A 25,657-nucleotide genomic window follows, 5' to 3' on the forward strand; every position below is an offset into this window, starting at 1 on the left:
TGACGTGTTCGGTGAGCGGTTTTCAGCACGCCGCGCCCGCGCTCCGCGGGATGCACGGCAATGTTCATGATGACGGTCACGAGCCGCGTTTCGCCGCGCAGCGTGACGCGCGCCGGAATGCCGGTCAGATGGCCGACCAGCTGCGCGTCCGACCACGCGTTGCAGATGAGCGGTGCGCCCAGCGGGTTGGCGTAGTACTGCCAACGCAGGAAGGCTTCGGAAAATTTATGCGCGCCGGGAAAGCCCAGCGCCATCAGCGCAACGGTGGCGGCGAGGTCGTGCGCTTCGCCGGCGCGGACCGCCAGCGTGCTCATGGGGCGGCGGCCTTGGCGAGCGTGCGGCGGCGTAGTGGCAGGCGCTCGAGCTGCATGCCCATGGCCAGCGCCAGCGGCGGCAGGAACAACAGGTTGTACCGAGGAATGCTGACCGACACCGCGGCCTGGAACAGGCACAGGAACAGCGCCGGCAGACACAGCAGCAGGAAATCCGCCTGGCGCGAACGCCAGCCGCGCCACAGCGCGAGCGCGGCGCACAGCCACGCGACCAGGCCCCAGCTCTTGCCGATGAAGATGCCGCGCCAGGCCAAGGCCAAGCTCGCACGGCCATGCTCTAGCGGACGTGACAGCACTTCGTTGCGCAGCAGCGTGCCGACCTCGCTCTTCACCACGCCGCGTTGCATGTCGGCGCGCATGCGCGCGACGCCCTGGCGGTAGAACGTGTGGGGCTCGTCCCAGCCCAGCCGCGCAAACGACGCGGGCGGCAGAAGCCTGCGTGCCAGCGAATCGCCGAAGTCCGGCAGCCAGTAGATGAAGGCCGCGCCGAACTCGGCGAGCGTCATGTCGTTGTAGGCAAGCCGTTGCAGCAGCGAACGGCCGCCATAGTCGCCGCCGCTCAGGGCCAGGCGATCGAATTCGATTTGATTGCGCACCAGCCACGGCAGGGTCACGAGCGCACCCATGCCACACATCAACAGCAGCGCCGCGCCACCGCGTCGCCAGCGCGGCACGCTCATGCGCAGCAGCGCAAGCGCGGTGCTTGCGAGCAGCAGGTACCAGAATGACGGACGCGTCAGCGCCAACAGGCCGAGCGCCAGGCCGGCCAGCAGCAAGGGCCAGGCCGTGCCATGGCGTTTGATATGCAGGGCGAGCGCCAGCGTGAACAGGCCGCCCAGGGGCAAGGTCAGCGCTTCGGTCAGCATCACGGGCGCGAACTCCGGCACGATGCCGGCGCCGAGCGCCGCCAGCCACGCCGCCCACGCGCACAAGGGGCGTGCGGTCCACACGTAGGCGGTGGCCCACAGCAGGGTCAGCGTCAGCACCAAGAGCGCGGTCTGCAGGTGCACGAGACTGTACCAGGCATGCGGACAGCCCGCGCCGCGCGCATCGCCATGGGCATCCAGCACGCACACCAGGGTGTCGCGCAGCGCGTCATCGGCGCGCATCACCTGCGCCACCAGCCACGGGTAGAGCGGCGCGACGTCCATGGCCGGCGTCGGTGCGTGCGTCGCGTCGCGATAGCGCCCGAACACGCCGAACTCGTGCAGGCCGAGCGCAAGCTGCGCGTAGACGCGCGCATCGGAACGCGGCGCATCGGCCGGCGGCTGCGCCGCCACCATCACGAACAACGCGATGCCGCCCAGCAGGCTGGCGAGCGCGAGGTGCAGCGCAAGCGCGCCGCGCGACAGCGTCAAGGTGGAGGGCAGGCGGGTCATGAACGATGGAGAGGAAGGAGGGCGATGTGCGACGTCGAGCCGCCGCACATCATTCACCGCGAGGCGTGCGACCGGGGCCGCACACCGCGGTTCATCAATACACGATCACGCCGCGCGCGTTGACGCCCTTCTCCAGGTCGGCGAAGGCTTCCGGTGCTTCGTCGATGGTGTAGGTGCGGGTCACGAGCCGGTCGAGGTCGAGCTTCTTCTGGCGATACAGGTCGAGGTACATCGGGAAGTCGACCTTGAAGTTGGCGCTGCCGTACATGCAACCGCGGATGGTCTTGGCGGTGAACGGCACGATCATGGCGTTGAAGGAGAAGCGGTCATCGGCGCGACCGACACCCACCAGCACCGTCATGCCGCCCATGCGCGTGGCCTTGAAGCAGGCTTCGACGAGCTTGCCCATGCCGACCACTTCAAAGGCGTAATCGACGCCGATGCCGTTGGTCATGTCCAGCACCTGCTTGAAGGCATCGGTCTTGGGATCGATGACGTCGGTGGCGCCGAACGAGCGGGCGAGTTCCATGCGCTCGGCGGAAAGATCGACGGCGATGATCTTGGCCGCGCCGGCAATGCGCGCGCCTTGGATGACGTTGAGGCCGACACCGCCGCAACCGAACACCGCGACGGTCGAGCCGGGCTTGACCTCGGCGGTCTTGATGGCGGCGCCGACGCCGGTGGTGACGCCGCAGCCGACCAGAGCGGCGGCCTTGAAATCATGGCTCTTGTCGATCGACACCACGCACACCGAAGGCACCACGCAGTATTCGGCCATGTTGCCGAGGAAGGACATCACGGTGATTTCCTTGCCGTCGAGCTTGACGCGGCTGGTGCCGTCGATGAGGCCGCCGTGCGGCTTGTTCTGCGCGCACAGGTGCGGTTCATGGTGATCGCAGAAATAGCAATTGCCACAGTTGGGCACGAACGACAGCACCACGTGGTCGCCGGGCTTGACGTTGGTCACGCCTTCGCCCACTTCCTCGACGATGCCGGCGCCTTCGTGGCCGAGCACCGAGGGCAGCTTCCAGCGGATGGTGCCGTTGATGATGGAAAGGTCCGAGTGGCAGATGCCGGTGGCCTTCATCTTGACCAGGACTTCGCCGGTCTTGGGCTTGTCGAGGGTGACATTGGCCACGGAAAATTCATTGACTGCGTGTGCGACTACCGCCTTCATAACGGTCGGACCTCCTCAGGAACTGGAACTATTGAAACGGGCTGGGTGGAAGGGCGCGAGTCTAGCGTGTTTTCCACCCAGCCGTGAGCGGCTCAGGCCGCCTTGCGTCGGCGCGCCAGCGCCAGCAAGCCGAACGCGGGGGCGAACAGCCACGCGGCGCCCGGCAGCGGCACCGGCGTCGGCTCGAAGGCCGCCGCGAACACGTCCGCCACCAGGGCGTGCACGCCGGTGGTCGGGTGCACGCCATCCCAGAACACGTGGCTGGACGGGTCCGCGCAGGCGCTGTCGTCGAACAGGTCGTCGACGCAGGGCGTGGTGGTGTCGGTAAAGCCCAGCGCCGCGGCGTTGGCGAGCAGGGCGTTGAAGGCGCCGAAGATGTCGACCACGTGGACCTTGCCGCCGCCGCCCGCGGCGAGGCTCACAAGGCCGTTGTTGAATGCCAGCGTCGCGCCAGTGAGTTCAGGGGAACGGCCAGTCGCGATGCCGCTCGGCGTGCGCCCGAGATCGGGCAGGTTGCCGACGAACACGTCGACCGCGCCGAGCGCGAGCAGTTGATCGATGGCGTTGCCGACGTTCGTGAGCGAAATCGGCACCACGTCCAGCGGCGAGGCGAAGCCGATACTGACCGCGTTGTTGATGTCGTTGGCACCGATCCACAGCGCGAAAGCGGTGTTCTGGCCGGTGACGTTTGGCACCAAGGGCAGCTGGGCGTTGAGGCCCGTGGCGGCATTGGCGAGCAGGCCGCCGAACAGCGGCACGGCGCTGAAGTCATCATCACCGGCGTTGTCGCGGCCGTTGATGACGCCGGAGAACGCGCCGCCCATGGCGGCATTGCCGATGGCGATACCGGGATGGCTCGCCGCATAGTACTCGGCCCACACCGGGCCATTGCTGAAGCGGCCCGGGAAGTAAGGCTCGTTCGGCTCCGCGAAGAAACCGAAGCTCGCACTCGACAGTGCGCTGAACAGCCGCCCCGTGTCGGACAGGCTGTCGCCCAGTATGCCGAGGGTGGAAAAGGCGGCGTGGGCCGGCATCTGGCAGGCGGCCAGTGCTAGCCCTAGGAATGCGGAACGAATCTTCATGGTGTACCTACCTTGGTTCGAGAATGAAACCGGGTACTGAATATAGCACCGCGAGCGCACGCCACCGTTCGCATTGGCCGTCGCCCTTGGCTAGAATCGTGACTCGCTCCCGGGTTCGGCGCCGACTTTCGCGTTGGGTCGGGCGTGGTGCGTGGGCAAACAACGATGGAGGCGACGACGGTGATTCGAGCAAGCAACATCCTGCGTGTCGGATTCGCGCTGGCCGCGTGGTGCGGCGCAGCCCTGGCCGCCGACCCGATTCCGCCCGAGAAAATCGGCGTGGCCCCGGCGCCCGCGGCGACCCCCCATCGGCTGTACCTGACGGACCTGCAGATTGCGCACATCACCGATGGCCTGGTGCACATCGTCGACGGTCAGTCCTTCAAGTACCTCGGCATGTTCTCCACCGGCCTGTTCGGCATCACGGCGCTCAGTGCCGACAGCTCCGAGATGCTGGTTGCCTCCACCTACTACAGCAAGCGCAATCGCGGTGACCGCTTCGACCAGCTCGAGGCTTACGACACCAAGACCTTCGCGCTCAAGAAAGAAATCCAGATCCCGGCCAAGCACGCCATGGCGCTACCCTACAAGGGCACCATCGCGCCGTCGGTCGACGACGCCTGGGTGTTCATCCAGAACGCCACGCCGCTGTCGTCGGTGACGGTGGTCGACCACAAGGCCTGGAAGGTCACCGCCGAGATCCCGACGCTGGGCTGCTGGATCGTGCTGCCATCGCAGAGCAACCCGCGCCGCTTCGCGACCCTGTGCGGCGACGGCACGCTGGTCACCGTGACCTTGAACGAGAAGGGCGACAGCGCCACCCAGGCGCGCAGCGAGAAGCTGTTCGACGCCGACAAGGACCCCTTGTTCGTGCAGGGCGAGCGCGTCGGCGACAGCTATTACTTCGTGTCCTACGAAGGCAACGTCAAGGTCATCAATGTCGCCGGCGACACCGCCAAGCTCGAAGACAGCTGGTCGCTGGTCGACGACGCGGACAAAAAGGCCGGCTGGAAACCGGGCGGCTACCAGCTGCAGGCCGTGCATGCACAGACCAAGCGCCTGTACGTGGGCATGCATGACGGCGCCAAGAACGGCAGCCACAAGAATCCGGCCAAGGAGATCTGGGTGTTCGATCTGGCCACCAAGAAGCGCATCCAGCGTGCGCCGGGCTCGAATTCCATCGCCATGGCCCTGACCAAGGAAGCCAAGCCCACGCTCTATGCCTATGACGGCATGAATCTCAATTTCGTGCGCTACGAGACAGCGCCGGAATTGAAACCGGTGGCGAGCGGCGACAAGGTCGGCGATTTCGCGGGCCTCGTCGAGACCCATTGAGCCCATGTCCCTGGACCCGGTGGTGACGCATCTCGTGGCGGCGGCGCTCGCCATGCTGCTGCTGATCGGCGCGTGGCAGAAGCTGCGCGACCAGCTGGCGTTTCGCACCGCGCTCGAAGCCTATGACATCGTGCCGGCCAACAGCCTGTCGGCGCTCGCCGCATGGCTGCTGCCCTGCGCCGAAGTGCTGGCCGCGGTGGCGCTGGTGGTCGATCGCACGCGTGGCTATGGCGTGGCCCTGGCCGCGCTGCTGCTGTGCGTGGTGACGGCCGCCGTGATCGTCAACCTGCTGCGTGGCCGCACCGATCTCGGCTGCGGCTGCGGCGGCATCGAAGATGAACAGACACTGTCCTGGGCACTGGTGGCGCGCAACGGCGTACTGCTGCTGTTGCTGGCGGTAGTGGCGATGGAGCCTGCCGCGCGCGACCTCAACGGGCTCGATTACCTGACGGTCGCGGCCGGCGCCTGTGCGCTCTATGGCCTGTATGCGATGGTCAATCAATTGCTCGCCAACCAGCCGCGCCTCGCGCGCCTGAGGACGCTCGCATGAACGAGGCCTTGCTGGTGGCGGTGGTGGTGCTGTGGATCCTGGTCATCGCGCTGGTGGTGGCGGTGTTCGCGCTGGCCCGCCAGATCGGCGTGCTCTACGAACGCGTGGCGCCGATGGGCGCGCTCATGATGGACGAGGGCCCGAAGGTCGGCGACCTCGCGCCGGTGTTCAACCTGGCGACGCTGGCCGGGCCGCGCGTGCAGGTCGGCGCGCCGGGCACGCACAGCACCCTGGTGTTCTTCGTCTCGCCCACCTGCCCGGTGTGCAAGAAGCTCATTCCGGTGCTGCGCTCGTCGGCCAAGGTCGAAAGCGCGTGGCTGCGCATCGTGCTGGCCAGCGACGGTGATGAAGCGCGCCAGCGCGCCTTCTACGAGAAGGCTGAACTCGGCGATTTTCCCTACGTGCTCTCCACCGATCTCGGCATGGCCTACAAGGTCGGCAAGCTGCCGTTCGCGGTCTTGATCGATGAACAGGGACGGGTGCGCGCCAAGGGCCTCATCAATTCGCGCGAGCAGTTGGAAAGCCTCTTCACGGCCAAGGATCTGGGCGTGGAGTCGATTCAGGAATATTTGCAGAAAGCATAACCACGAGTGGGGACCCGCTTATGAAATGGTTCGACGAGTTTATCGAGCGTCAGACGCGCGCCGTGGCGCAAAAGACCTCGCGGCGCAGTGCGTTGACGAAAATCAGCCGCGCGCTGGTCGGAACCGCGTTCCTGCTGCCGGTGTTGCCGTTCGCGCGCGTGGCCCAGGCCGCCCACGGCGGCGGCGCCGCGCCCGATACCAAGCTCGATCCCATGAACGACACCCACTGCGAATACTGGCGCTATTGTTCGCTGGACGGTTTCCTGTGTACCTGCTGCGGCGGATCGACCACGCAGTGCCCGCCGGGGACACAGGCCTCGTCGGTGACCTGGATCGGCACCTGCCACAATCCTGACGATGGTCGCGACTACATCGTCAGCTACAACGACTGCTGCGGCGTCGCGTCCTGTGGTCGCTGTTTCTGCAATACCAACGAAGGCGAGCGCCCCGGCTACCGGATGTCGGTGCACAACGACGTCAACTGGTGCATGGGCAACGAGAGCAGCATCTACCACTGCACGGTGTCGGTGGTGCTGGGTGTATCGGGCGGCGCCGGCTGAACGTGCGCCTCCGTCGTTTTCCGCCGGTCGCGGCCCTGCTCGTCGCGACCCTCGTCGCGACCCTCGCCGCGAGCGTCGCGGCCGGACCTTCCGTGCAGACTGCCCACACCACGCCCGCCGAACTCGATTACCTGCAATTCTGCTCTGGCTGCCATCAGGACGATGGTGGCGGTAGCGTCGCCAACCACGTGCCGCGTCTGCCGGGCAGCGTCGGCCATTTCGCCCGCACCGCCGAGGGGCGGGCCTTCCTGATCCAGGTCGGCGGCGTGGCCCAGGCGCCGATCTCGGACGCGGCGGTGGCGGCGCTGTTGAACTGGATGCTGCCGGCATTCGACGGCGCCAACCTGCCGCAAGACTTCGCGCCCTACAGCGCCGCCGAAGTTGCCAAGGCGCGGGCCGTGCGTCCGGGCGACCTCGCGGCGGCGCGCGCGGTGATCGCGGCGCAGCTCCGTGCACAGGGCATCGAGGTCGCGAAGTACTGACCGCGTCGCCTTCCGCGCAGTTCGCTTCTACCTCGATGGATAGCGGATTTCCCTAGTACATTTCCACATTTAGCGCGCTTCAAAGCCTTGGCAGGTCGCGACCATACGGCGTAGAATCTCGGCCCGTTCTCGCATGTCGTACCCACCGGGATTGGACAGCCATCCCGCACGGAGGAGTGGCGATTGAAGCCCACAGATATCGGTAATCCCAACTACTTTCACAAAGTCGTTGACTGTCAGTGGGCCTGCCCGGCCCATACCCCTGTCCCCGAATACATTCGCCTGATCGCGGCCGGCCGTTACGCCGACGCCTACATGGTCAATTGGAAGTCGAATGTGTTCCCCGGCATTCTCGGTCGCACCTGCGACCGTCCCTGCGAACCGGCCTGCCGGCGCGGGCGTGTCGAGGAAGAGCCGGTCGCCATCTGCCGCCTGAAGCGCGTCGCCGCCGACTACAAGGGCGACGTCAGCGCGCGCATGCCAGCGCCGGCCGCAAGCAAGAACGGCAAGCGCGTGGCCTGCATCGGCGGCGGCCCGGCCTCGCTGACGGTCGCGCGCGATCTCGCGCCGCTCGGCTACGACGTCACGGTCTACGACGGCGCCGAACGCGCCGGCGGCATGATTCGCAGCCAGATCCCGAAATTCCGCCTGCCCGAGGAAGTGATCGACGAAGAGGTCGGCTACATCCTGAACCAGGGCGTCAATTTCAAGAGCGGCGTGTGGGTCAACTCGCTGAAGGACATCCTGGCGGAAAAATACGACGCGGTGTTCGTCGGCACCGGCGCACCGCGCGGCCGCGATCTGAACATCCCGGGTCGCAAGGAAGCCGCCGAGCACATCCACATCGGCATCGACTGGCTGTCGTCGGTCGCTTTCGGCCACATCGACAAGATCGCCAAGCGCGTCATCGTGCTCGGCGGCGGCAACACCGCGATGGACTGCTGCCGTTCTTCCAAGCGCCTCGGCGGCGAGGAAGTCACGGTCATCGTGCGTTCCAGCTTCGAGGAAATGAAAGCCTCGCCGTGGGAAAAGGAAGACGCCCAGCACGAAGGCATTCCGATTCTGAACTTCATGGTGCCGAAGACCTTCGAGCACGACAACGGCAAGCTGACCGGCATGACCTTCGAAACCGTGCGCGCCGAGTACGACGCCAAGGGTCGCCGCTCGCTGGTGCCTACCGGTGAAGCGGACAAGTTCGTACCCTGCGACGCGGTGCTGATCGCGGTCGGCCAGGAGAACGCCTTCCCCTGGATCGAACGCGACATCGGGCTCGAGTTCAACGAATGGGACATGCCCAAGCTCAACGAAGCGACCTTCCAGTCCACCATCCCGAACGTGTTCTTCGGCGGTGACGCGGCGCTCGGTCCCAAGAACATCATCTGGGCCGTCGCCCATGGTCACGACGCCGCGGTCTCGATCGACAAGTTCCTGAACGGCGATGTGCTCGAGGATCGCCCGCTGCCGGCCGTGGCCGTGACCTCGCAGAAGATGGGCATCCACGAGTGGAGCTACGACAACGATGTCTCCAACGACCATCGTTTCAAGGTGCCGCTGAAGGATCTCAAGCAGGCGCTAGCCAATATCAAGGTCGAGGTCGAACTCGGCTTCGATCAGAAACTGGCGCTGGCCGAAGCCGAGCGTTGCTTGAACTGCGACGTGCAGACCGTCTTCACCGACAAGCTGTGCATCGAGTGCGATGCCTGCGTCGACATCTGCCCGGTCGATTGCATCAACTTCACCGCCAACGGCGAGGAAGTCGAGGTGCGTTCGCGGCTGCGCGCGCCATCCACCGAGAAGTCCCAGGATCTCTACGTGTCCGGTCCGCTCAAGACCGAGCGCGTGATGATCAAGGACGAGAACGTCTGCCTGCATTGCGGCCTGTGTGCCGAGCGCTGCCCGACGGGCGCCTGGGACATGCAGAAATACCTGATGGAGATGGAACATGCAGGACCGGGCTGCCGCGGCAAGCGCGCCGGCGCCCGCGCGGCCTGATCGGAGCCTTGCAAACCACATGAAGAAGCAACTCGCAGCGGTCAACGACTTCGTCGTCAAGTTCGCCAACGTCAACGGCTCGGGCTCGGCCTCGGCCAACACGCTGTTCGCCAAGTCCATCATGCGCATGGGTGTGCCGGTCAGCCCGCGCAACATCTTTCCGTCCAACATCCAGGGCCTGCCGACCTGGTACGAAGTGCGGGTGTCGGAGCGCGGCTGGCTGGGGCGCCGTGGCGGCGTCGATCTGATGGTCGCCATGAATCCCCAGACCTGGAACGAGGACGTCAAGGAAATCGCCGCCGGCGGTTACCTGTTCTACGATTCCACCAAGCCCATGCCGGCCTCCAAGTTCCGTGATGACATCACCGTCATCGGCATGCCGCTGACCCAGATCTGCAACCGCACCTATACCGATGCGCGCCAGCGTCAGCTGTTCAAGAACATCATCTATGTCGGCGCGCTGTCGGCGCTGCTGGACATCGACCCGGAAGCGATCAAGAAGCTGATTGCCGAGCAGTACCGCGGCAAGGAAGCGCTGCTCGATTCCAACATCAAGGCCTTCGAGATGGGCCGCGATTACGCGCGCGCCGAGTTCAAGTGCCCGATAGGGCTGCGCTGCGAAGCGCGCGACGCGGTCGGCGACCAGATCTTCCTGGAAGGCAACAGCGCGGCGGCCTTGGGCGCGGTCTATGGCGGCGCGACGGTGTGCGCCTGGTATCCGATCACGCCGTCGTCCTCGGTGGCCGAGGCCTTCGAGCGTCACTGCAAGAAATTCCGTCGCGAGCCGGAAACCGGCGACGCGCGTTTCGCCATCATCCAGGCCGAGGACGAACTCGCCTCGATCGGCATGGTGATCGGCGCGGCCTGGAACGGCTCGCGCTCTTTCACCGCGACCTCCGGCCCGGGCATCTCGCTCATGCAGGAGTTCATCGGTCTCGCCTATTTCGCCGAGATCCCGGCGGTCATCATCGACGTGCAGCGCGGCGGTCCGTCGACCGGCATGCCGACCCGCACCCAGCAGTCGGATGTCTTGTCCTGCGCCTACGCGTCCCACGGCGACACCAAGCACGTGTTGCTGTTCCCGGAAGACCCGCGCGAAGCCTTCGAGCTGACGGCACTGGCCTTCGACTATGCCGACCGCCTGCAGACGCCAATCTTCGTGATGTCCGATCTCGACATCGGCATGAACGAGCGCCTGTGCAAGCCGCTGTCCTGGGATGACAGCAAGCTCATCGATCGCGGCAAGGTCATGACCGAGGAAATGCTCGACGCCGGCACGGCCTTCGGCCGCTACCTCGACGTCGACGGCGATGGCATTCCCTATCGCACCTATCCTGGCACGCACCCGAAGTCGGGCGCCTATTTCACGCGCGGCACCACCAAGGACCGCATGGCGAAATACAGCGAGGCGGGCCCGGACTACATCGAGAACATGGAGCGCCTGCTCAAGAAGTTCGAGACCGCCAAGAGCATCCTGCCGGCGCCGGTGCGTCATGCCAACAAGGTCGCGACGCGGATCGGCGTCATGTACTACGGCTCGACTTCGCCGGCCATGGAAGAAGCCTTCGAACTGCTGCAGGAAGACGGCATCGTGGTCGACGGTCTGCGCATCCGCGCCTTCCCCTTCCACGAGGACGTCGAGAAGTTCGTGGCCGCGCACGACATGGTGTTCCTGGTCGAACAGAACCGCGATGCGCAGCTGCGCACCCTGCTCATGACCGAGTGCGAGATGGACCCGGCCAAGCTCACGCCGGTGCTGCACTACGATGGCACGCCGATCACGGCGCGCTTCATCGCCGGCGCCATCGGCGCCAAGCTCGGTGCGAAGAACGCCCAGGCGCAACGCAGCGCCGCTGGTAACTGACAAGGCAGCAAACGCATGACCTACATCGCCAAACCCAAGCTCAATCACCCGCAGGCCGCGATCAATACGCTCGGCTTCACGCGCCGCCATTACGAGGGCACGATCTCGACGCTGTGCGCCGGCTGCGGCCACGACTCGATCAGCGGCGCCATCATCCAGGCCTTCTTCGAGCTGTCCATCGAGCCGCACCGCGTGGCCAAGCTGTCCGGCATCGGTTGCTCGTCCAAGACCCCGACCTACTTCCTCGGCGGATCCCATGGCTTCAACAGCGTGCATGGCCGCATGCCGTCGGTGCTGACCGGCGCCAACCTCGCCAACCGCGATCTGATCTACCTCGGCGTGTCGGGCGACGGTGACTCGGCGTCCATCGGCTTTGGCCAGTTCGCCCACTCCATTCGTCGCGGCGTGAACATGCTGTACGTGGTGGAGAACAATGGCGTGTATGGCCTCACCAAGGGCCAGTTCTCGGCCACCGCCGACCAGGGCTCGAAGTCCAAGAAGGGCGCCATCAACAGCGATTCGCCCATCGATCTCGTCAGCGTCGCCATGCAGCTCGGCGCGACTTTCGTCGCGCGCAGCTTCTCCGGTGACAAGACCCAGCTGGTGCCGCTCTTGAAGGCAGCCATCCAGCACAAGGGCGCGGCTTTCATCGACGTGCTGTCGCCGTGCGTGGCGTTCAACAACCACGGTGGTTCGACCAAGAGCTACGACTACCTGCGCGAGCACAACGAAGCGGTCAATCGCCTCGACTTCATTCCGAAGCGCGAGGAGATCACCACCGATTACGCGCCCGGCACGGTCGAAGACATCGAGCAGCACGACGGCAGCGTGGTGCGCCTGCACAAGGTCGCCGAGGATTACGATCCTTACGACCGCATTGCCGCCATGAACTACCTGCAGGCCCATGCCGCGCGTGGTGAACTGGTGACCGGCCTCTTGTATCTCGACCGTGAGCCCGAAGATCTGCATTCGCATCTCGGCACGGTCAAGGCGCCGCTCAACACGCTCGGCGACAAGGAACTGTGCCCCGGCGCCAAGGCGCTGGATGCCATCAACGCGTCCCTGCGTTGACTGAAACGGGCACGGGCGCTCTGCCCGTGCCTGGTAGACCTTCGCGCGGGTCTTGCCACTCAGTGACTGAATGTCAGACTGAAGTCTGACCCACAATCTTCGGGGACGGCCCTTTGTGGGTCAGACTTCAGTCTGACATTGCTCGATATCTTCCCGTTATTGGTCGATCCATACCATCGATGACGGGTTCCTGCCCGCGCATTGCGCGGCGCACTTTCACGCGCTTGATCCCCGTCAAGTCTGTCCCGCGCTGATCCCTTACCAATACCGTGGTGCGGGCTTGTCCGCGCGTAGCGAAGGGGAGAGGCGCATGAGAACCAGCTATCGGACCGGATTGGGGTGTTTGACCTTGCTCGCCGTCGGCGTCGCGCAGGCGGGCACGCTCGAGGGCACGGTACGTGTCGCCGACCAGCCGCTGGCGGGCGCGATGGTGAGCCTCGCCAACGGCCAGGGCATGACCGACTCGGCATACAGCGACGCGAACGGCCATTACGTCCTGAGCACGCGCCTCGACGGCGCGCTCAAGCTGCGCGTGCGCAAGCGCTATCACAAGGACGAGCTCAGCGATGTATCGTTGGCGGCCGATGCGCAAAGCAAACTCGACTTCACGCTCGCGCCGCTCACCGACGCCAAGGAATTGTCCGACGACCATCCGTCGCTGTCGCACTTCGCGCAGATCGATTTCGACAAGGATGAAAAAGCGCCCTTCTCGCGCGCCAACTTCACGCGCGACTGCCTGAGCTGTCATTCCATCGGTAATCTCACCACGCGCTGGCCGCGTCCGCCCGAAGGCTGGGTGCCGACCGTGCAGCGCATGCATGGCTATCTCGGCAATGCCGACATGGACTTGATCAAGCTGCGCGCCGAGCGCCTGTCCAAGGCCATGGACGGACGGCTGGTCAATTCACGGCCCGAAGTGCCCTACGACGCCTTGTTGGCGCAGGCCACGGTCCATCAATACCGGCTGCCCGATACCGTGGTGCCGCACGACGCCGAGTACTCGCCGACCTACGACAAGGTCTATCTTTCCGAGATGTTCGCCGGCGAAGTGTTGGAGACCGATCTCAAGAGCGGCAAGACCCTGCATTTCAAACTGCCGGATGACGGCGAAAAGGCCGGCGGTGAATTCACGCGCCGCGGCATGCCGGCGCCCTATGGCCTGACCATCGCACGCGCGCCCCACAGTCTCGCCGAGGGGCCGGACGGCAAGATCTATCTGACCGATTCGATTGGCGCCGGCATCACGGTGTTCGATCCGAAGAGCCATGCCATGAAGAGCTACCAGGTTGGCGGTGGCGCGCTCTATCCGCACACCGTGCGCGCCGCCAAGGACGGCATCATCTGGTTCACCATCGCGATGTCCAACCAGGTCGGGCGCTTCGATCCGAAGACCAAAACCAGCAAGGTCATCACCTTGCCGCCGACGCCGGCCTTGAGTGCCTCGGGCGGACCGATACCCTACGGCATCGACGTGAGTCCGACCGACGGCAGCGTGTGGTACTCCAAGCTCGCCTCCGACAAGATCGGCCGCATTGACGCCGCGACCCTGGAAGTGAAGGAATTCGATTCACCGGTGCGCGGGCCGCGCCGCCAGCGCTTCGATGCGCAAGGCCAATTGTGGGTGACAGGCTTTTCCGAGGGCGCGATTGCGCGCATCGATGTCGCGAGCTGGAAGGCCGAAATCTTCCCATTGCCGCGCTATGCGCCGAACGAGATCCCGGCGCCCTATGCGCTGGCCATCAACCCGGCCACGCAGGAAGTGTGGGTGAACGACACCATGCTCGATCTCGCCTGGCGTTTCCTGCCCAAGGAGAAACGATTCGTCGCCTACCCGATGCCGCTCAAGGGCACTTATACGCGCGACTTCAGCTTTACGCCCGACGGCTGGGCCTGCACCGCCAACAACCCGATACCGGCGACCGCGCTGGAAGGCGGCACGCCGGAACTGGTGTGCATCGATCCGGGCAAGGCGGCGAGCAGCGTCGCGGTCAGCGCGCGCTGAGCGCCATGGCCAGGCAAGCCGGCACGGCGGCGAGGCTGGCGCTCGTGCTGTGCGCGGCGCTGTCGTCGTCGGCGCCCGCCAACGCGGCGGACGACGCGCAGGCGTCGGGCGCGGCGCCTTGCGTGCGCGACGCCGACAGCGGCCTCCTGTGGGCGGCCAGGCGTCACGACGGCGGTCTCAATGATCGCCGCTGGACCTATACACCCTACGACGGCAACCCCGCCACCAACGGCGGCTACGCCGGCTATCGCGATGCCACCAGTGGTGAGTGTCCGCGCGATCTCATGCAGGGGCGGTCCTGCAATACCGAAGCCTATATCGCGGCGGTCAACGCCAGCGCACTGTGCGGCTATCGCGATTGGCGCCTGCCGACCTATACCGAGCTGGCCGCCATCGCCGGCCGCACCAGCAGTACGGCGACGCCCTCGGCGGAGCTGCCGTTCGCCGACATCGAGGAAGGCTGGTACTGGACAGCGGTGGCCAAGGTCGGCATCACGTCCTTCTCGCGCGTGGTGCTGCTGCCGCCGCGCGCACGGCCGCGTTTCTACGACGGCAGCTACCTCGTCATGGCCGTGCGCGGACCGACTGCCAGCGAGCCCGCGCCCAGCCCCGGCGCCGGTTCAAGCTCAAGCAGGTAGGTGGCTGGCCGCTAGAACCCCGCATGGATGCGCGGCAATCAGGATGGCGAACGGATGCACGGGAGCTCGATCCCGTCCCGCCTGAGGCCGCCCTGGCGGCCGTGCTCCCCGGTCCGGCACCGCGCATCGACGCTTTGCGCCTGAAACGCGTCGAACTGCTGCATGGGCAGATGCCCAGCACCATCATCGGCTCGCTGACGACCGGTCTGCTGGTCGTGGCACTGTTGCATTCGTTCGACGCCGGGCTGCCGCTGGTCAGCTGGTTCGCCATGCTCGGCGCCATCTCGCTGCTGCGCAGCCTGCAGGTGCTGCGCTATCGCGCCTCCAGCGGCGACAGCACCCGCATCGAACGCTGGCGGCGCGCGTTCATCGTCTCCAATTTCGCGGTCGGCTGCGTGTGGGGCAGCCTGGTCAGCGTGCCGAATCTCGACGATATCCGCCAGGCGGCGGCCGTCATCGTGGTGCTGGGGGGCGTGATGGGCACCTCGAGTGTGCTGTACGCGGCCTCGTTTCGTGCCTTTCTCGCTTTCACGCTGCCGATCATGGCGGCCATGCTGGCGGTCGTTTCCCAACACCCGGGCCTCGGCAGTTTCGTGCCCTTCCTCATCGTCTACGATGCGGCCGTGATTGTCGGTGCGCGACGCAATGCGCGCGCGCTGACGGAATCCCTATCGCTACAGCTCGAAAACGTCGAACTGCTGGACTCCCTGCAGGACGAGCGCGATCGCTTTCGCCTGTTGAATGCCGAACTCGAGTCGCGCGTCAGCGAACGCACCACCGAGCTGTCGACCAGCAACGAACTGCTGCAGCAGGAGATTGCCGAACGCGATCGCGTACAACAGAAACTGCTCCACCAGGCCAGCCACGACGCCCTGACCTCGCTGGTCAACCGCACGGAATTCGAGGCGCGCCTGCGCAAGGTGGTCTCGGACCGGCGCCGCTCGCGGCGACCGCATGCCGTGTGTTGCATGGATCTCGACCAGTTCAAGCTGGTCAACGACACCTGCGGGCATGGCGCCGGCGACGAGCTGCTGCGCCGACTGTCCGGCATGATGCAGGCCCAGGTGCGCACCGGCGACGTGCTGGCGCGCCTCGGTGGCGACGAATTCGGCATCCTGCTGTACGACGCGGGCTTGAACGAATCGATGCAGCTCATCGAACGGCTGCGCGACATGATCGAGAACTTCACCTTCCTGTGGGAGCGCCGCCAGTTCAAGGTCACCGCGAGTTTCGGCGTGGCCATCGTCACCGATGACTACGATTCGGTGACCGATGTGCTGCGCGACGCCGACACCGCCTGCTTCCTGGCCAAGGACCGCGGCCGCAACTGCGTGCATGTGCACGTGCAGGACGACGCCACGGTTTCCGAGCGCCGCCAGCAGATGGCCTGGATCAACCGCCTCGACGCCGCCATGGGCGACGGCCGTCTGTTGCTCGCGCGCCAGCCGATAGTCCACGGCGCCGGCCATGGCGCACCGCACTGGGAAGTACTGCTGCGCCTGCGCGACGAAGACGGCGATATCGTCACGCCGGGCTTTTTCCTGCCGGCGGCGGAACGGTTCGGCATGATGCCGCGCCTCGATCGCTTCGTGGTGGAGCGACTGACGGATTATCTCGCCGACGATCCCGACGGCGCCGATTGCTATGCCATCAACCTGTCGGGCGCATCGCTCGGCGACGAGCGCCTGCTGGCCTTCCTCATCGAGCGCGTCAAGCGTTGCCAGAACCCGGCACGGCTGTGCTTCGAGATCACCGAGACTTCGGCCATTTCCAACCTCACCGAGGTGCGCGAGATCATCGCCGAATTGCGTGGCCTGGGCTGCCAGTTCTCGCTCGACGATTTCGGCACCGGCATGGCCTCGTTCGACTACCTGCGATCGCTGCCGGTCGATTTCCTGAAAATCGATGGCAGCTTCATTCGCGACATCGCCGACAATCCCATCTCCTTGGCGATGGTGCGCGCGGTCAACGACATCGCCCACCTGATGGGCATGCGCACGGTCGCGGAGTTTGTCGAAACCCAGCAGATAGCGACGGTGCTGCGGGGCATAGACATCGATTACCTGCAGGGCTATGCCTTCGGTCGTCCGCGCTTCTTCATGCCCGGCGACTGCGACCACGAACAAGTGACCCACCTCGATACCGTGCAGTTCGTCGCCAACGGCTGAAGCGGCGACCTTGGCCCGGGCGGGCGAAGGGCCCTGGTCACAATTATCTCGACATTCGGCCGCGCCTGGCCGGCCTCGGCGGTGTTGCGATTGTTGGCAATAGCGCGCTATTACCTGCCAATCGCGCCTTGCCGCGACCACCCAGCCACACCCTCGATGTTGACGAGATAATTGTGACCAGGGCCCTTTGTTGACGCCGGTCAAATTTTCCGCGCCCGCGCCTACAGTCGTGGCGCCTGCTTACCGACACCCTCTCAAGGCGCCAGTCCCGGCGCCGTCTTCGCCGCGCGCGCCGCGCGCCGTCTCAGGGAGGAGAGCGTCACATGACCGCGTCATCGGCACCGTCCCAGCTCACCACGCCCATGGTCATCGACGCGGCTGGCGCCACCATGACCTTCGAGCCGGCGTTCGCGGCGTTTCCCCGTACCTTGTTACACCTCGCGCTGGACGGCGAGGCGGCCGAGGCCATGCTCGTGCATCTCGGCTACCGCGTGCGACGCGCGCCGGGCGAACTCGTGAGTCACGCGCGACGCATCCTGCTGGCCCATCGCCTCGGCGACGCCGCCACCAGCTGCGCGGCGCTGATCGATCTCGCCTGCGCGCTCGGTGACAAGGGCACGGCGCTGCGCCGCAGCCTGTTCGACGAAGTAGCCGACGCCCAGCCGCCCGCGCGCCGCGCGCTGCTCGAGGCCTTGCTAGCGCGCGCGCCCGATGTCCGTGAATGCGAGGCCGTGCACGCCACCCTGTTGCGTCCCGCCGTGAGCCCGGGTGCACTGCTGCGGCGCCTGCCGCGCAGCGGCGATGACGACTGAGCGCGGCGGCGTGGCCGACGGCGAGCGCACGCCGCTGGCGCTCGATCTGCTGGGCGCCAATCAACGTTTGCGCGACACCTTGGCGATGGTCTTTCACGGCCCGGCCAAGGCACGCTGCGCCTTGGCGCAGGGCGCGCAGGCCGATGCGGTGATCATCAATCTCGATGGCGTCGGCGCCGAGGCCGAATGGGCGCGCTACCGTGAACTGCATCCGCGGCGACCGGCCATCGTGCTGTCGCTCGACGCCGCGCCCCAGGCACACGCTCTCGCGGTGGTGCTGAAGCCGGTGCGCATCGAGCAATTCCTGGCGGCGCTGGATGCCGTCGACGCCGCGTTGCGCGCGCAAGCGGTGGCGCCGGAGCGCGATGCCGAAGCCGCACCGCCCACCTTGTTGTTGCCGACGCGCGACGCAGCGCGCGAGGCGCACGGCGGCGCCGAAGTGGTGGCCATCGACACGCCGACCGAAGTGCTCGCCGATGCGCCACGCGTCGCGCCGCATGCGGACGCCTGGCGCGCGGTATGTGGCGACGCGCCGGATGGCGATCTCGACGATCCGCGGCACAGCGCGACGCGCCGCTGCCATGACGGAATAGAACTGTTGAGCGTGTTGCAGCAGGCGCTGGCCATCGCGCATCGCGAACAGGTGACGATGGACGTGTGTCTCAACGACCAGCCCATCGCGCGTCTCGAGCTGGCGCGGGCGGAAGTCACGCGCGTCATTTCCTTGCAGCAATGGCAGGCCCTGTGCGGCACGGCGCTCGATGGCGCAAAGCTTGTATCGCGTCGCGCCGACGGCGCGGTGCTCGCGGGCGAGCAATGCGCCATCGAGGCGCTGCTGTGGCAAACGGCGGCCTGGAGCTACCGCGGCCGATTGCCGGCCGACACGCCGCTTGACCAGCGCATCTACCTGCGCCACTGGCCCAATCTCACGCGCCTGTTGCCGCTGCCCGACGCCTGCCGCATCGCCGCCCTGATGGTGCGCCACCCGATGCCGCTGGCGCGCGTGGCGGAAGCGCTGCGCATCCCGCAGCGCCACGTGTTTGCTTTCCATGGCGCGGCCAGCGCCATCGGCCTCATGGGCGTCGCGCGCCGTGAGGCCGATCACCTGCTCGCCGACGAGGTGCCCGCGCCCGACAGCCGTCGCGCCTTGCTGCAAGGCATCGCACGGCGTCTCGCCGACGACGGCAGCCAGGCGCAGAGCGTGCCATGAGCAGCAGCAACGCGCTGGCCAGCGGCAGCCACGTGCAGGAGTACCGCATCGACGCGGTGCTGGGCCAGGGCGCGTTCGCCATCACCTATCGCGGCTGGGATGAACATCTCAAAGCGATGGTCGCGATCAAGGAATTCTTTCCGGGCCAGATCATGGCGCGCGACGCCGATGGCGGCGTCAGCCTGAAACAGGCCGGCGACGCGGAACTGTTTGAATGGGGGCTGTCGCGTTTCGTCGCCGAAGCGCAGGTGCTGGCGCAGTTCCGGCACCCCAACATCGTGCGCGTGGTGCGTTACTTCGTGGCGCGCCGCACCGCCTACATCGTGATGGACTACGAGCAGGGCGAAAGCCTGGCCGAGCGCCTCGGCCGCGACGCCACGCCGATGCCTGAGCCGCTGCTGCGCGGCCTGTTCGTGGCCCTGTTGTCGGGCCTGCGCGAGGTGCACGCCAAGCGCTACCTGCACCGCGACGTGAAGCCCGGCAACATCTACCTGCGCGAAGACGGTTCGCCGGTGCTGCTGGATTTCGGCGCGGCGCGCATGGAGTTCGATTCGAGCCGCGGCGGCCAGCAGGTCAACGTGCTGACGCCTCGCTATGCGCCGGTCGAACAGTATGCGAGCGACGGCCGCCAGGGGCCGTGGTCGGATCTCTACGCGCTCGGCGCAACGCTCTACCGCTGCGTGACCGGTGAAGCGCCGGTCGATGCCTGGAAGCGTGCGCAGATCGCCGCCGCCGGCGGCGCCGATCCATTCCTTCCCGCCGTCGAACGCGCGGCGGGGCGCTACAGCAGCGAGCTGCTCGACGCCATCGACTGGTCGCTGGCGCTGCGCGCCGAGCAGCGCCCGCAGACGGCCGACGCGGTGCTGGCACGCCTCGGCGGCGTGTCGACCACGCGCGTCGGCGACGGAGCGAGCTTTGCCTACGTGCCGCGCCGCGCGCAACGCATCCATAAACTGGTGTTCGCCGGGCCGGTGGGCGCCGGCAAGTCGACCGCCATCGCGACCTTGAGCCACACGCCGGTCGTGGCGACCGAGCAACGCGCCACCGACATGACCGCCGACCGCAAGGCGCAGACCACGGTCGCCATGGATTTCGGCGTCATGAATCTCGCGGACGACGAGCGCATCCACCTGTACGGCTTGCCGGGCCAGGAGCGCTTCGACTTCATGTGGCAGATATTGGAAAAAGGCGCGCTTGGCCTGGTGCTGCTCATCGACAATTCGCGCCGCGCACCGCTCAGGGATCTCGCTTTCTATCTCGAGTCGTTCAAGGACCTGGTGGCTCGCACCCAGGTCGCGGTCGGCGTGACCTTCAGCGAGGCGCCATCCGCCACCACGCTCGACGACTACCACCTCTATTTTCAGCAACGTCGCGCCGAGCTCGGCTTGAATCCGCCTGTATTCGCGGTCGATGCGCGCGAGCGCGCCGACCTCGCCCTGCTGGTCGAGGCGCTGCTGTATTCCATCGACCCCGGCATTGAGAACTACGATGTCTGACTACCAATTGCTCTCGGATGTGCACGTGCACGTGACGCCGGCCGGCGCCTACTACGCGGCTTCGGCGCAGGAAGACGAAGCGGCACGACGCTTGTTGCATGCCATCCTCGCGCAGCCGCGCACGCCGCTGCTGGACATCGACAGCCTGTGCCGCTGGAGCGGGCAGTCATCGCGCGACGACGCGCTCGCGCTCCTGCATCGCATGCAGGTAGTGGGATGGTTGCGCGGCGCCGATGAAGCGCGCGATGCACCGGGCGCCCATCTCGAACAGGACATGCCGACGCTGCTCGCACGGCTGTCGGCGAGCCAGCGCGCGCTGCTGGCCGATGAGCAGGGACTGACGCTGGCGCTCAGCGGCTTCAGCCACGAAGCCGGCGAGCAACTGGCGGCACTGGCCGCCGAATTCGCGGCCCTGCATCGCCGTTACCGCGGTGTCCTGCACGGCAACCTGCGTCTCAATGTCGGCGGCGTGGCGGCCGTCGACGCCGCCGGCAATGCCCAGCTCGGCACCTGGCCGCTGTACATCGGCGGGCAGGCGTTCCTGCTGGTCATCGCCGGCCTGCCGCTGCTGCACGGCGCGGCCTTCAGCGACACCGTGTGGGGCCTCACCCGACGTTACGCCGCCGCGCCCTGAGCCCGCCGTCGGCCGCGTCAATCATCCATCCACAGACGAGGATCAATGCAATGCGAGAAGAAATGATCCGATCGATCCTTTCGGATCTGAACGGCAGTTCGGCGGATATCACCGCCTCGGCGGTCATCTCGACCGACGGCCTCATGATCGCCAGCCTGCTGCCGGCGCACATGGACGAAGACCGCGTCGGCGCCATGAACGCCGCCATGTTGACCCTGGGCGAGCGCAGCGCTTCCGAACTCGGTTGCGGTGAACTCGAGCAGGTGATGGTGAAGGGCAAGGAGGGCTACATCCTCATGACCCACGCCGGACCCGACGCGGTGTTGTCGATCCTGGCGCGCCCCAGCGCCAAGCTCGGCCTGATCTTCCTCGATGCGCGACGCGCGTCGGACGGCATTTCCAAGCTCCTGTGAGGGCCGTGTCATGCGCGACATCACGCTGGAAGATCTGAACGGCGCGAGCGGCGCCAGGCATGAACTGCGCTTTCATGACGGCTCGACGCGGGCGGTCTACGTGGTCGAGCGCGAAGTGCCGTTTCCGGAAGGCGCGTTGATCGTGTCACGCACCGACACCCGCGGCGTCATCACCCACGCCAACCAGGCCTTCGTCGAGATGTCCGGCTACGACGAAGCGGAACTCATCGGCGAACAACACTGCATCCTGCGCCATCCCGACATGCCGGCGGCGGCCTTCCAGGGCCTGTGGGACACGCTCGCGCGCGGCGAGAAATGGCATGGCTACGTGAAGAACCTGCGCAAGGACGGCGCCTTCTACTGGGTCTACGCAACGGTGGTGCCGAACCGCCGCGGCGGACAGGTGGTCGGTTACACCTCGGTGCGACGCAAGCCTGCGCGCAGCCGCATCGCCGCCGCCGAAGCGCTGTATCGCACGCTGTAGTCCCTACGAGGAACGCCCCATGACCTACCGATTCACCTTGAGCCCCGATCTCAGCACCCAGCACCTGTCCGGCTGGTACGTGTTCAATACCTGGCTGCAACGCACTTTGAACGACAAGGTGCATCTCGACCTGTACGACGACTTCGAGGCTTGCCGCGCCGCGGCGCGCGCCGGCCACGTGGACCTGATCTTCGCCAATCCCTACGATGCCTCGCTGCTGGTACGCGATCTCGAGTTCGCGCCCATCGCCCACCCGCGCGGCCGACCCGATGAAGTGATCATCGCCGTGCCGCACGACAGCCCGCTGACCTCGATCGAAGATCTCAGGCCCGGCGTGCGCATCGCGACCTCGACCGATCCGGAAGTGAACGTGATCGGCGCCATCATGCTGGAGCCCGCCGATCTCGCCCGCGATGATTGCCGCATGCTGAGCTGCGATACCTACGTCAAGGTCGCCAAGCAGCTCATCCGTCACGACGCCGATGTCGGCTTCTTCATGGCCGACAGTTTCCGCGAGATGTCGGCGCTGACGCGTAAATCGCTGCGCGTGCTGCTGCAGAGCCACATCCACGTCATCCATCACATGCTGTTGGCCGGCCCGCGCCTCGCCTCGCGCATTGCGCTGCTCAAGGATGCGCTCATGGCGCTCGATGCCAGCGACAAGGGCGACCTGATGCACAAGGATCTCGGCTTCGACGGCTGGCAGCGCACGGAAGTGGAGGAGGCGGAGTTCATGGTCGACCTCATGGAAACGCTGATCTGACGCGCTGCTGACGCGCCCGGCACGCTAGAATCCCGTCAGGCGCCGCGCATCCACGCGCGGCCGACGATTGCCCAGCGGGAGCCCAGCATGTCCGGCCAACACCGAAGTCCATCCGCCGATGCCCTGGAGGATGTCAATGTCACCGCCGTCGCGCCGCTGCCGGCGCCGGCCGAGCTGCATGCGCGGCTGCCCTTGAGCGCGGCGGCGCGGGCCACGGTGGCCGATACGCGCCGCGCCATCGACGCCATCATCGAGGGGCGCGACGCGCGCCTGCTGGTGGTGGTGGGGCCGTGTTCGATACACGATCTCGCGGCCGCGCGAGACTATGCCGCGCGCCTCGGCGAACTCGCCACGGCACTCGCGGAGCGCCTGTTGCTGGTGATGCGCGTGTATTTCGAAAAGCCGCGCACCACCACCGGCTGGAAGGGTTACATCAACGATCCGCATCTCGACGACAGTTTCGATATCGAGCACGGCCTGACCAACGCGCGGGCTTTCCTCTTGGAACTCGCCTCGGCCGGCATGCCGGCCGCCACCGAGGCGCTGGACCCGGTGGTGCCGCAGTTCCTCGGCGACCTCATCAGCTGGTACGCGATCGGCGCGCGCACCACCGAGTCCCAGACCCATCGCGAGATGGCGAGCGGCCTGTCGGCGCCGTGCGGATTCAAGAACGGCACCGACGGCAGCATCGACGTCGCCATCAACGCCATCCTGGCGGCGCGCAGTCCCCATCATTTCCTCGGCATCGACAGCGACGGTCGCACCGCCGTCATCCGCACGCGCGGCAACGCCCACGCGCACCTCATCCTGCGCGGCGGCGCACAGCCCAACTACGGCAGCGAAGTGGTGGCGGCCAGCCGCGAACGGCTCGTCGCGCAAGGCCTGCCGGGCGCCATCATGATCGATTGCAGCCACGGCAATTCGGCCAAGGATCCGGCGCGCCAGGCAACGGTGGCGCGCGAGGTGGTGAGCCGCCGCGCGCGGGGCGAGGCCGGCATCATGGGCCTCATGATCGAAAGCCACCTCGGTTGGGGCAGTCAGCCGTTCAAGGCCGGCGCGTCGGCGCTTCAAGTACGGCGTATCGATCACCGATGCCTGCATCGACTGGGAGACGACCGAAGCGTTATTGAGGGAACTGCACGATACTTTGTAGGTGCGAGTTCAATCGCAGATTTTCGAATGTCAGACTGAAGTCTGACCCACAGTAAGGCAACCACGCTTTTTGTGGTCGACTTGTCTGCTTGCTTCAGCCCAAGTTTTCCGCCAGGCGCTTGCCTTCGCGCAGGGCAGCAATATTCAAATCGCGAAACTTGGCCGGCGTCGAGCGCGCCACCACGGTTTCCAGCGTCGCGAAATCACATAGCGACGACAGGCTCACCAGCGCGCCGAGGCTGATGACATTCGCCACGCGTGGATTGCCGAGCTGGCGTGCGCTGGCGGTCGGATGCAGGGCGTGCACGGCGAAGCCGCCGCGCGGCGGCGACTTGACGCGATCGGCGTCGATGATCACCAAGGCTTTTTCATCCAGCAATTCATCGGCGTCTTCCAGCGCCGACTGGTCGAGCAGCACCAGGTAATCGAGGCGCGTGACCAGGGGATAGTCGACGCTGCCCTGCGCCACCACCAGATCGGAACGACTGGCGCCGCCGCGCGAGGTCGGCTCGTAGGTTTGCGATTGCGCGACGCGCTTGCCCTGCGCGACCAGCGCATCGGCGAGCAGGCGGCCGGCGAGTCCGAGGCCCTGGCCGCCGGTGCCGGCGAGACGGATCTGACAGTCGTCCATCACCGCCGCGCTCCGCCGCCGTGTTGTTCGCAATGCGCGCGCCATGCCGCGCCGTATTCGGGGCGCGCGTCGCGCGCCAGGATGCCGGTCTGCCAGTGCCCGGGACGAAACGGCCGCTCGACCTGGTTGCCATAGGATTCCGGCCGCACGTCATGCTTCTGGCGCAGCACCATTTCCGGCGAAGAGCCGAGTTCGTTCTTGCGCCCGTAGATCTCGGTGCAGTCCGATATGACTTCGATGAAGGAAAAGCCCGCGTGGGCGATGCCTTCGCGCACCAGGTTCTTCAGGGCCGGCAATTGCAGGGTCACTTCGCGACCGACGAAACTCGCGCCGGCGGCCTCGGCGAGCTTGCAGGCATCGAAGCGCGGCTCGTGATTGCCGAGCGGCGTGGTGGTGGTATAGCGCTCGGCGCTGGTGGTCGGCGAGGCCTGGCCGCCGGTCATGCCGTACACCTCGTTGTTGAGCATGAGGCAGGTCAGATCGAGATTGCGCCGACAGGCGTGGATGAGGTGATTGCCGCCGATGGCGAGACTGTCGCCGTCGCCGGTGATGACGATCACGGTGAGATCCGGTCGCGCCAGTTTCAAACCGGTGGCGAAGGCCAGCGGCCGGCCGTGGGTGGTGTGATAGGTGTTGGCATCGACATAGGCCGACAGGCGCCCCGAACAGCCTATGCCGCTCACCACCGCGAGCTGGTCCTTGTCGAGTCCAAGCTCATGGATGGCCCACAACAGGGCGCGCAGCGCGATGCCGTGGCCGCAGCCCGGGCACAGGAAATGCGGCATGCGATCGAGGCGCAGGTAGTCGCGGATGTCGAAATCGTCTTTCACGCGTTGGTCCATGGTG

23 protein-coding genes and 2 pseudogenes are annotated in these 25,657 nt (G+C 66.4%); 19 read left to right on the forward strand and 6 right to left on the reverse strand.

Annotated features, from left to right (window positions below; translation table 11 throughout):
- Positions 1-20: 20 nt before the first annotated feature.
- From IPM80_23530 to IPM80_23545, 4 genes and pseudogenes are all read right to left on the reverse strand, one after another.
- A pseudogene (locus tag IPM80_23530) lies at positions 21-314 on the reverse strand (GNAT family N-acetyltransferase).
- Positions 311-1,711 (reverse strand): hypothetical protein, encoded by a 1,401-nt coding sequence (locus IPM80_23535; GenBank protein MBK8961317.1) that lies wholly within the window; start codon positions 1,709-1,711, stop codon positions 311-313. Before IPM80_23535 ends, IPM80_23530 begins: the two are co-directional and overlap by 4 nt.
- Positions 1,712-1,805: 94 nt before the next feature.
- Positions 1,806-2,888 (reverse strand): Zn-dependent alcohol dehydrogenase, encoded by a 1,083-nt coding sequence (locus tag IPM80_23540; protein ID MBK8961318.1) that lies wholly within the window; start codon positions 2,886-2,888, stop codon positions 1,806-1,808.
- A 92-nt stretch (positions 2,889-2,980) separates the two neighbouring features.
- Positions 2,981-3,970 carry an SGNH/GDSL hydrolase family protein gene (locus IPM80_23545; GenBank protein ID MBK8961319.1) on the reverse strand — a complete coding sequence of 330 codons (990 nt, stop codon included), beginning with the start codon at positions 3,968-3,970 and terminating at the stop codon, positions 2,981-2,983.
- 180 nt (positions 3,971-4,150) lie between these two features.
- Between IPM80_23545 and IPM80_23550 the strand changes: the two genes are divergently transcribed.
- The 19 genes and pseudogenes from IPM80_23550 (at position 4,151) to IPM80_23640 (ending at position 24,181) form a co-directional block, all read left to right on the forward strand.
- Positions 4,151-5,305 carry an amine dehydrogenase gene (locus tag IPM80_23550; GenBank protein ID MBK8961320.1) on the forward strand — a complete coding sequence of 385 codons (1,155 nt, stop codon included), beginning with the start codon at positions 4,151-4,153 and terminating at the stop codon, positions 5,303-5,305.
- A gap of 4 nt (positions 5,306-5,309) precedes the next feature.
- Positions 5,310-5,855, forward strand: a complete 546-nt coding sequence (locus tag IPM80_23555) for a methylamine utilization protein MauE (protein ID MBK8961321.1) — start codon at positions 5,310-5,312, stop codon at positions 5,853-5,855.
- Positions 5,852-6,439: a methylamine dehydrogenase accessory protein MauD gene (gene mauD, locus IPM80_23560; protein MBK8961322.1), complete on the forward strand. Its 588-nt coding sequence runs from the start codon at positions 5,852-5,854 to the stop codon at positions 6,437-6,439. The genes IPM80_23555 and mauD overlap by 4 nt, the downstream gene beginning before the upstream one ends.
- 20 nt (positions 6,440-6,459) lie before the next feature.
- A complete protein-coding gene (locus IPM80_23565) occupies positions 6,460-6,999 on the forward strand; it encodes an amine dehydrogenase (protein ID MBK8961323.1) in 540 nt (179 codons plus the stop codon).
- A 2-nt stretch (positions 7,000-7,001) separates the two neighbouring features.
- A complete protein-coding gene (locus tag IPM80_23570) occupies positions 7,002-7,481 on the forward strand; it encodes a hypothetical protein (protein ID MBK8961324.1) in 480 nt (159 codons plus the stop codon).
- A gap of 183 nt (positions 7,482-7,664) precedes the next feature.
- Positions 7,665-9,473: an FAD-dependent oxidoreductase gene (locus IPM80_23575; protein MBK8961325.1), complete on the forward strand. Its 1,809-nt coding sequence runs from the start codon at positions 7,665-7,667 to the stop codon at positions 9,471-9,473.
- Between the two features lie 19 nt (positions 9,474-9,492).
- Complete coding sequence (locus IPM80_23580) at positions 9,493-11,337, forward strand: 2-oxoacid:acceptor oxidoreductase subunit alpha (GenBank protein ID MBK8961326.1); 1,845 nt, start codon at positions 9,493-9,495, stop codon at positions 11,335-11,337.
- Positions 11,338-11,352: 15 nt separating this feature from the next.
- A complete protein-coding gene (locus tag IPM80_23585; protein ID MBK8961327.1) occupies positions 11,353-12,408 on the forward strand; it encodes a 2-oxoacid:ferredoxin oxidoreductase subunit beta in 1,056 nt (351 codons plus the stop codon).
- Between the two features lie 310 nt (positions 12,409-12,718).
- Entirely contained in the window at positions 12,719-14,410 is a 1,692-nt protein-coding gene (locus IPM80_23590) for a carboxypeptidase regulatory-like domain-containing protein (GenBank protein MBK8961328.1), read from the forward strand.
- 5 nt (positions 14,411-14,415) lie between these two features.
- On the forward strand, positions 14,416-15,048 hold the full coding sequence (locus IPM80_23595) for a DUF1566 domain-containing protein (protein ID MBK8961329.1): 633 nt from the start codon (positions 14,416-14,418) through the stop codon (positions 15,046-15,048).
- Positions 15,049-15,149: 101 nt separating this feature from the next.
- Entirely contained in the window at positions 15,150-17,216 is a 2,067-nt protein-coding gene (locus tag IPM80_23600) for an EAL domain-containing protein (GenBank protein ID MBK8961330.1), read from the forward strand.
- Between the two features lie 323 nt (positions 17,217-17,539).
- Positions 17,540-18,028, forward strand: a complete 489-nt coding sequence (locus IPM80_23605) for a hypothetical protein (GenBank protein MBK8961331.1) — start codon at positions 17,540-17,542, stop codon at positions 18,026-18,028.
- Complete coding sequence (locus tag IPM80_23610; GenBank protein MBK8961332.1) at positions 18,018-19,238, forward strand: hypothetical protein; 1,221 nt, start codon at positions 18,018-18,020, stop codon at positions 19,236-19,238. Before IPM80_23605 ends, IPM80_23610 begins: the two co-directional genes overlap by 11 nt.
- Positions 19,235-20,734, forward strand: coding sequence for a protein kinase (locus tag IPM80_23615; protein ID MBK8961333.1), 1,500 nt, complete (start codon positions 19,235-19,237; stop codon positions 20,732-20,734). Before IPM80_23610 ends, IPM80_23615 begins: the two co-directional genes overlap by 4 nt.
- Positions 20,727-21,368 carry a hypothetical protein gene (locus IPM80_23620; GenBank protein MBK8961334.1) on the forward strand — a complete coding sequence of 214 codons (642 nt, stop codon included), beginning with the start codon at positions 20,727-20,729 and terminating at the stop codon, positions 21,366-21,368. The genes IPM80_23615 and IPM80_23620 overlap by 8 nt, the downstream gene beginning before the upstream one ends.
- A 50-nt stretch (positions 21,369-21,418) precedes the next feature.
- Complete coding sequence (locus tag IPM80_23625) at positions 21,419-21,781, forward strand: roadblock/LC7 domain-containing protein (protein MBK8961335.1); 363 nt, start codon at positions 21,419-21,421, stop codon at positions 21,779-21,781.
- A gap of 10 nt (positions 21,782-21,791) precedes the next feature.
- Positions 21,792-22,265, forward strand: a complete 474-nt coding sequence (locus IPM80_23630; GenBank protein MBK8961336.1) for a PAS domain-containing protein — start codon at positions 21,792-21,794, stop codon at positions 22,263-22,265.
- A gap of 19 nt (positions 22,266-22,284) precedes the next feature.
- On the forward strand, positions 22,285-23,028 hold the full coding sequence (locus IPM80_23635) for a PhnD/SsuA/transferrin family substrate-binding protein (protein MBK8961337.1): 744 nt from the start codon (positions 22,285-22,287) through the stop codon (positions 23,026-23,028).
- An 87-nt stretch (positions 23,029-23,115) separates the two neighbouring features.
- Positions 23,116-24,181: pseudogene (locus tag IPM80_23640) on the forward strand (3-deoxy-7-phosphoheptulonate synthase).
- Between the two features lie 93 nt (positions 24,182-24,274).
- Here the strand turns inward: IPM80_23640 and IPM80_23645 are convergent.
- Both IPM80_23645 and IPM80_23650 read right to left on the reverse strand, forming a co-directional pair.
- Positions 24,275-24,814 (reverse strand): 2-oxoacid:acceptor oxidoreductase family protein, encoded by a 540-nt coding sequence (locus IPM80_23645; GenBank protein ID MBK8961338.1) that lies wholly within the window; start codon positions 24,812-24,814, stop codon positions 24,275-24,277.
- Positions 24,811-25,653 carry a 2-oxoacid:ferredoxin oxidoreductase subunit beta gene (locus IPM80_23650; GenBank protein ID MBK8961339.1) on the reverse strand — a complete coding sequence of 281 codons (843 nt, stop codon included), beginning with the start codon at positions 25,651-25,653 and terminating at the stop codon, positions 24,811-24,813. The genes IPM80_23645 and IPM80_23650 overlap by 4 nt, the downstream gene beginning before the upstream one ends.
- Positions 25,654-25,657: the final 4 nt, after the last annotated feature.

The organism is Pseudomonadota bacterium, from assembly GCA_016719885.1.
Taxonomy (GTDB): Bacteria; Pseudomonadota; Gammaproteobacteria.

What these genes read in the sequence shown, in the direction of transcription:
- IPM80_23535 (MBK8961317.1), bottom strand. Translation starts at nt 1,711, where the DNA reads ATGACCCGCCTGCCCTCCACCTTGACGCTGTCGCGCGGCGCGCTTGCG.
- IPM80_23540 (MBK8961318.1), bottom strand. Translation starts at nt 2,888, where the DNA reads ATGAAGGCGGTAGTCGCACACGCAGTCAATGAATTTTCCGTGGCCAAT.
- IPM80_23545 (MBK8961319.1), bottom strand. Translation starts at nt 3,970, where the DNA reads ATGAAGATTCGTTCCGCATTCCTAGGGCTAGCACTGGCCGCCTGCCAG.
- IPM80_23555 (MBK8961321.1), top strand. Translation starts at nt 5,310, where the DNA reads ATGTCCCTGGACCCGGTGGTGACGCATCTCGTGGCGGCGGCGCTCGCC.
- mauD (MBK8961322.1), top strand. Translation starts at nt 5,852, where the DNA reads ATGAACGAGGCCTTGCTGGTGGCGGTGGTGGTGCTGTGGATCCTGGTC.
- IPM80_23565 (MBK8961323.1), top strand. Translation starts at nt 6,460, where the DNA reads ATGAAATGGTTCGACGAGTTTATCGAGCGTCAGACGCGCGCCGTGGCG.
- IPM80_23580 (MBK8961326.1), top strand. Translation starts at nt 9,493, where the DNA reads ATGAAGAAGCAACTCGCAGCGGTCAACGACTTCGTCGTCAAGTTCGCC.
- IPM80_23585 (MBK8961327.1), top strand. Translation starts at nt 11,353, where the DNA reads ATGACCTACATCGCCAAACCCAAGCTCAATCACCCGCAGGCCGCGATC.
- IPM80_23590 (MBK8961328.1), top strand. Translation starts at nt 12,719, where the DNA reads ATGAGAACCAGCTATCGGACCGGATTGGGGTGTTTGACCTTGCTCGCC.
- IPM80_23595 (MBK8961329.1), top strand. Translation starts at nt 14,416, where the DNA reads ATGGCCAGGCAAGCCGGCACGGCGGCGAGGCTGGCGCTCGTGCTGTGC.
- IPM80_23605 (MBK8961331.1), top strand. Translation starts at nt 17,540, where the DNA reads ATGACCGCGTCATCGGCACCGTCCCAGCTCACCACGCCCATGGTCATC.
- IPM80_23610 (MBK8961332.1), top strand. Translation starts at nt 18,018, where the DNA reads ATGACGACTGAGCGCGGCGGCGTGGCCGACGGCGAGCGCACGCCGCTG.
- IPM80_23615 (MBK8961333.1), top strand. Translation starts at nt 19,235, where the DNA reads ATGAGCAGCAGCAACGCGCTGGCCAGCGGCAGCCACGTGCAGGAGTAC.
- IPM80_23620 (MBK8961334.1), top strand. Translation starts at nt 20,727, where the DNA reads ATGTCTGACTACCAATTGCTCTCGGATGTGCACGTGCACGTGACGCCG.
- IPM80_23625 (MBK8961335.1), top strand. Translation starts at nt 21,419, where the DNA reads ATGCGAGAAGAAATGATCCGATCGATCCTTTCGGATCTGAACGGCAGT.
- IPM80_23630 (MBK8961336.1), top strand. Translation starts at nt 21,792, where the DNA reads ATGCGCGACATCACGCTGGAAGATCTGAACGGCGCGAGCGGCGCCAGG.
- IPM80_23635 (MBK8961337.1), top strand. Translation starts at nt 22,285, where the DNA reads ATGACCTACCGATTCACCTTGAGCCCCGATCTCAGCACCCAGCACCTG.
- IPM80_23650 (MBK8961339.1), bottom strand. Translation starts at nt 25,653, where the DNA reads ATGGACCAACGCGTGAAAGACGATTTCGACATCCGCGACTACCTGCGC.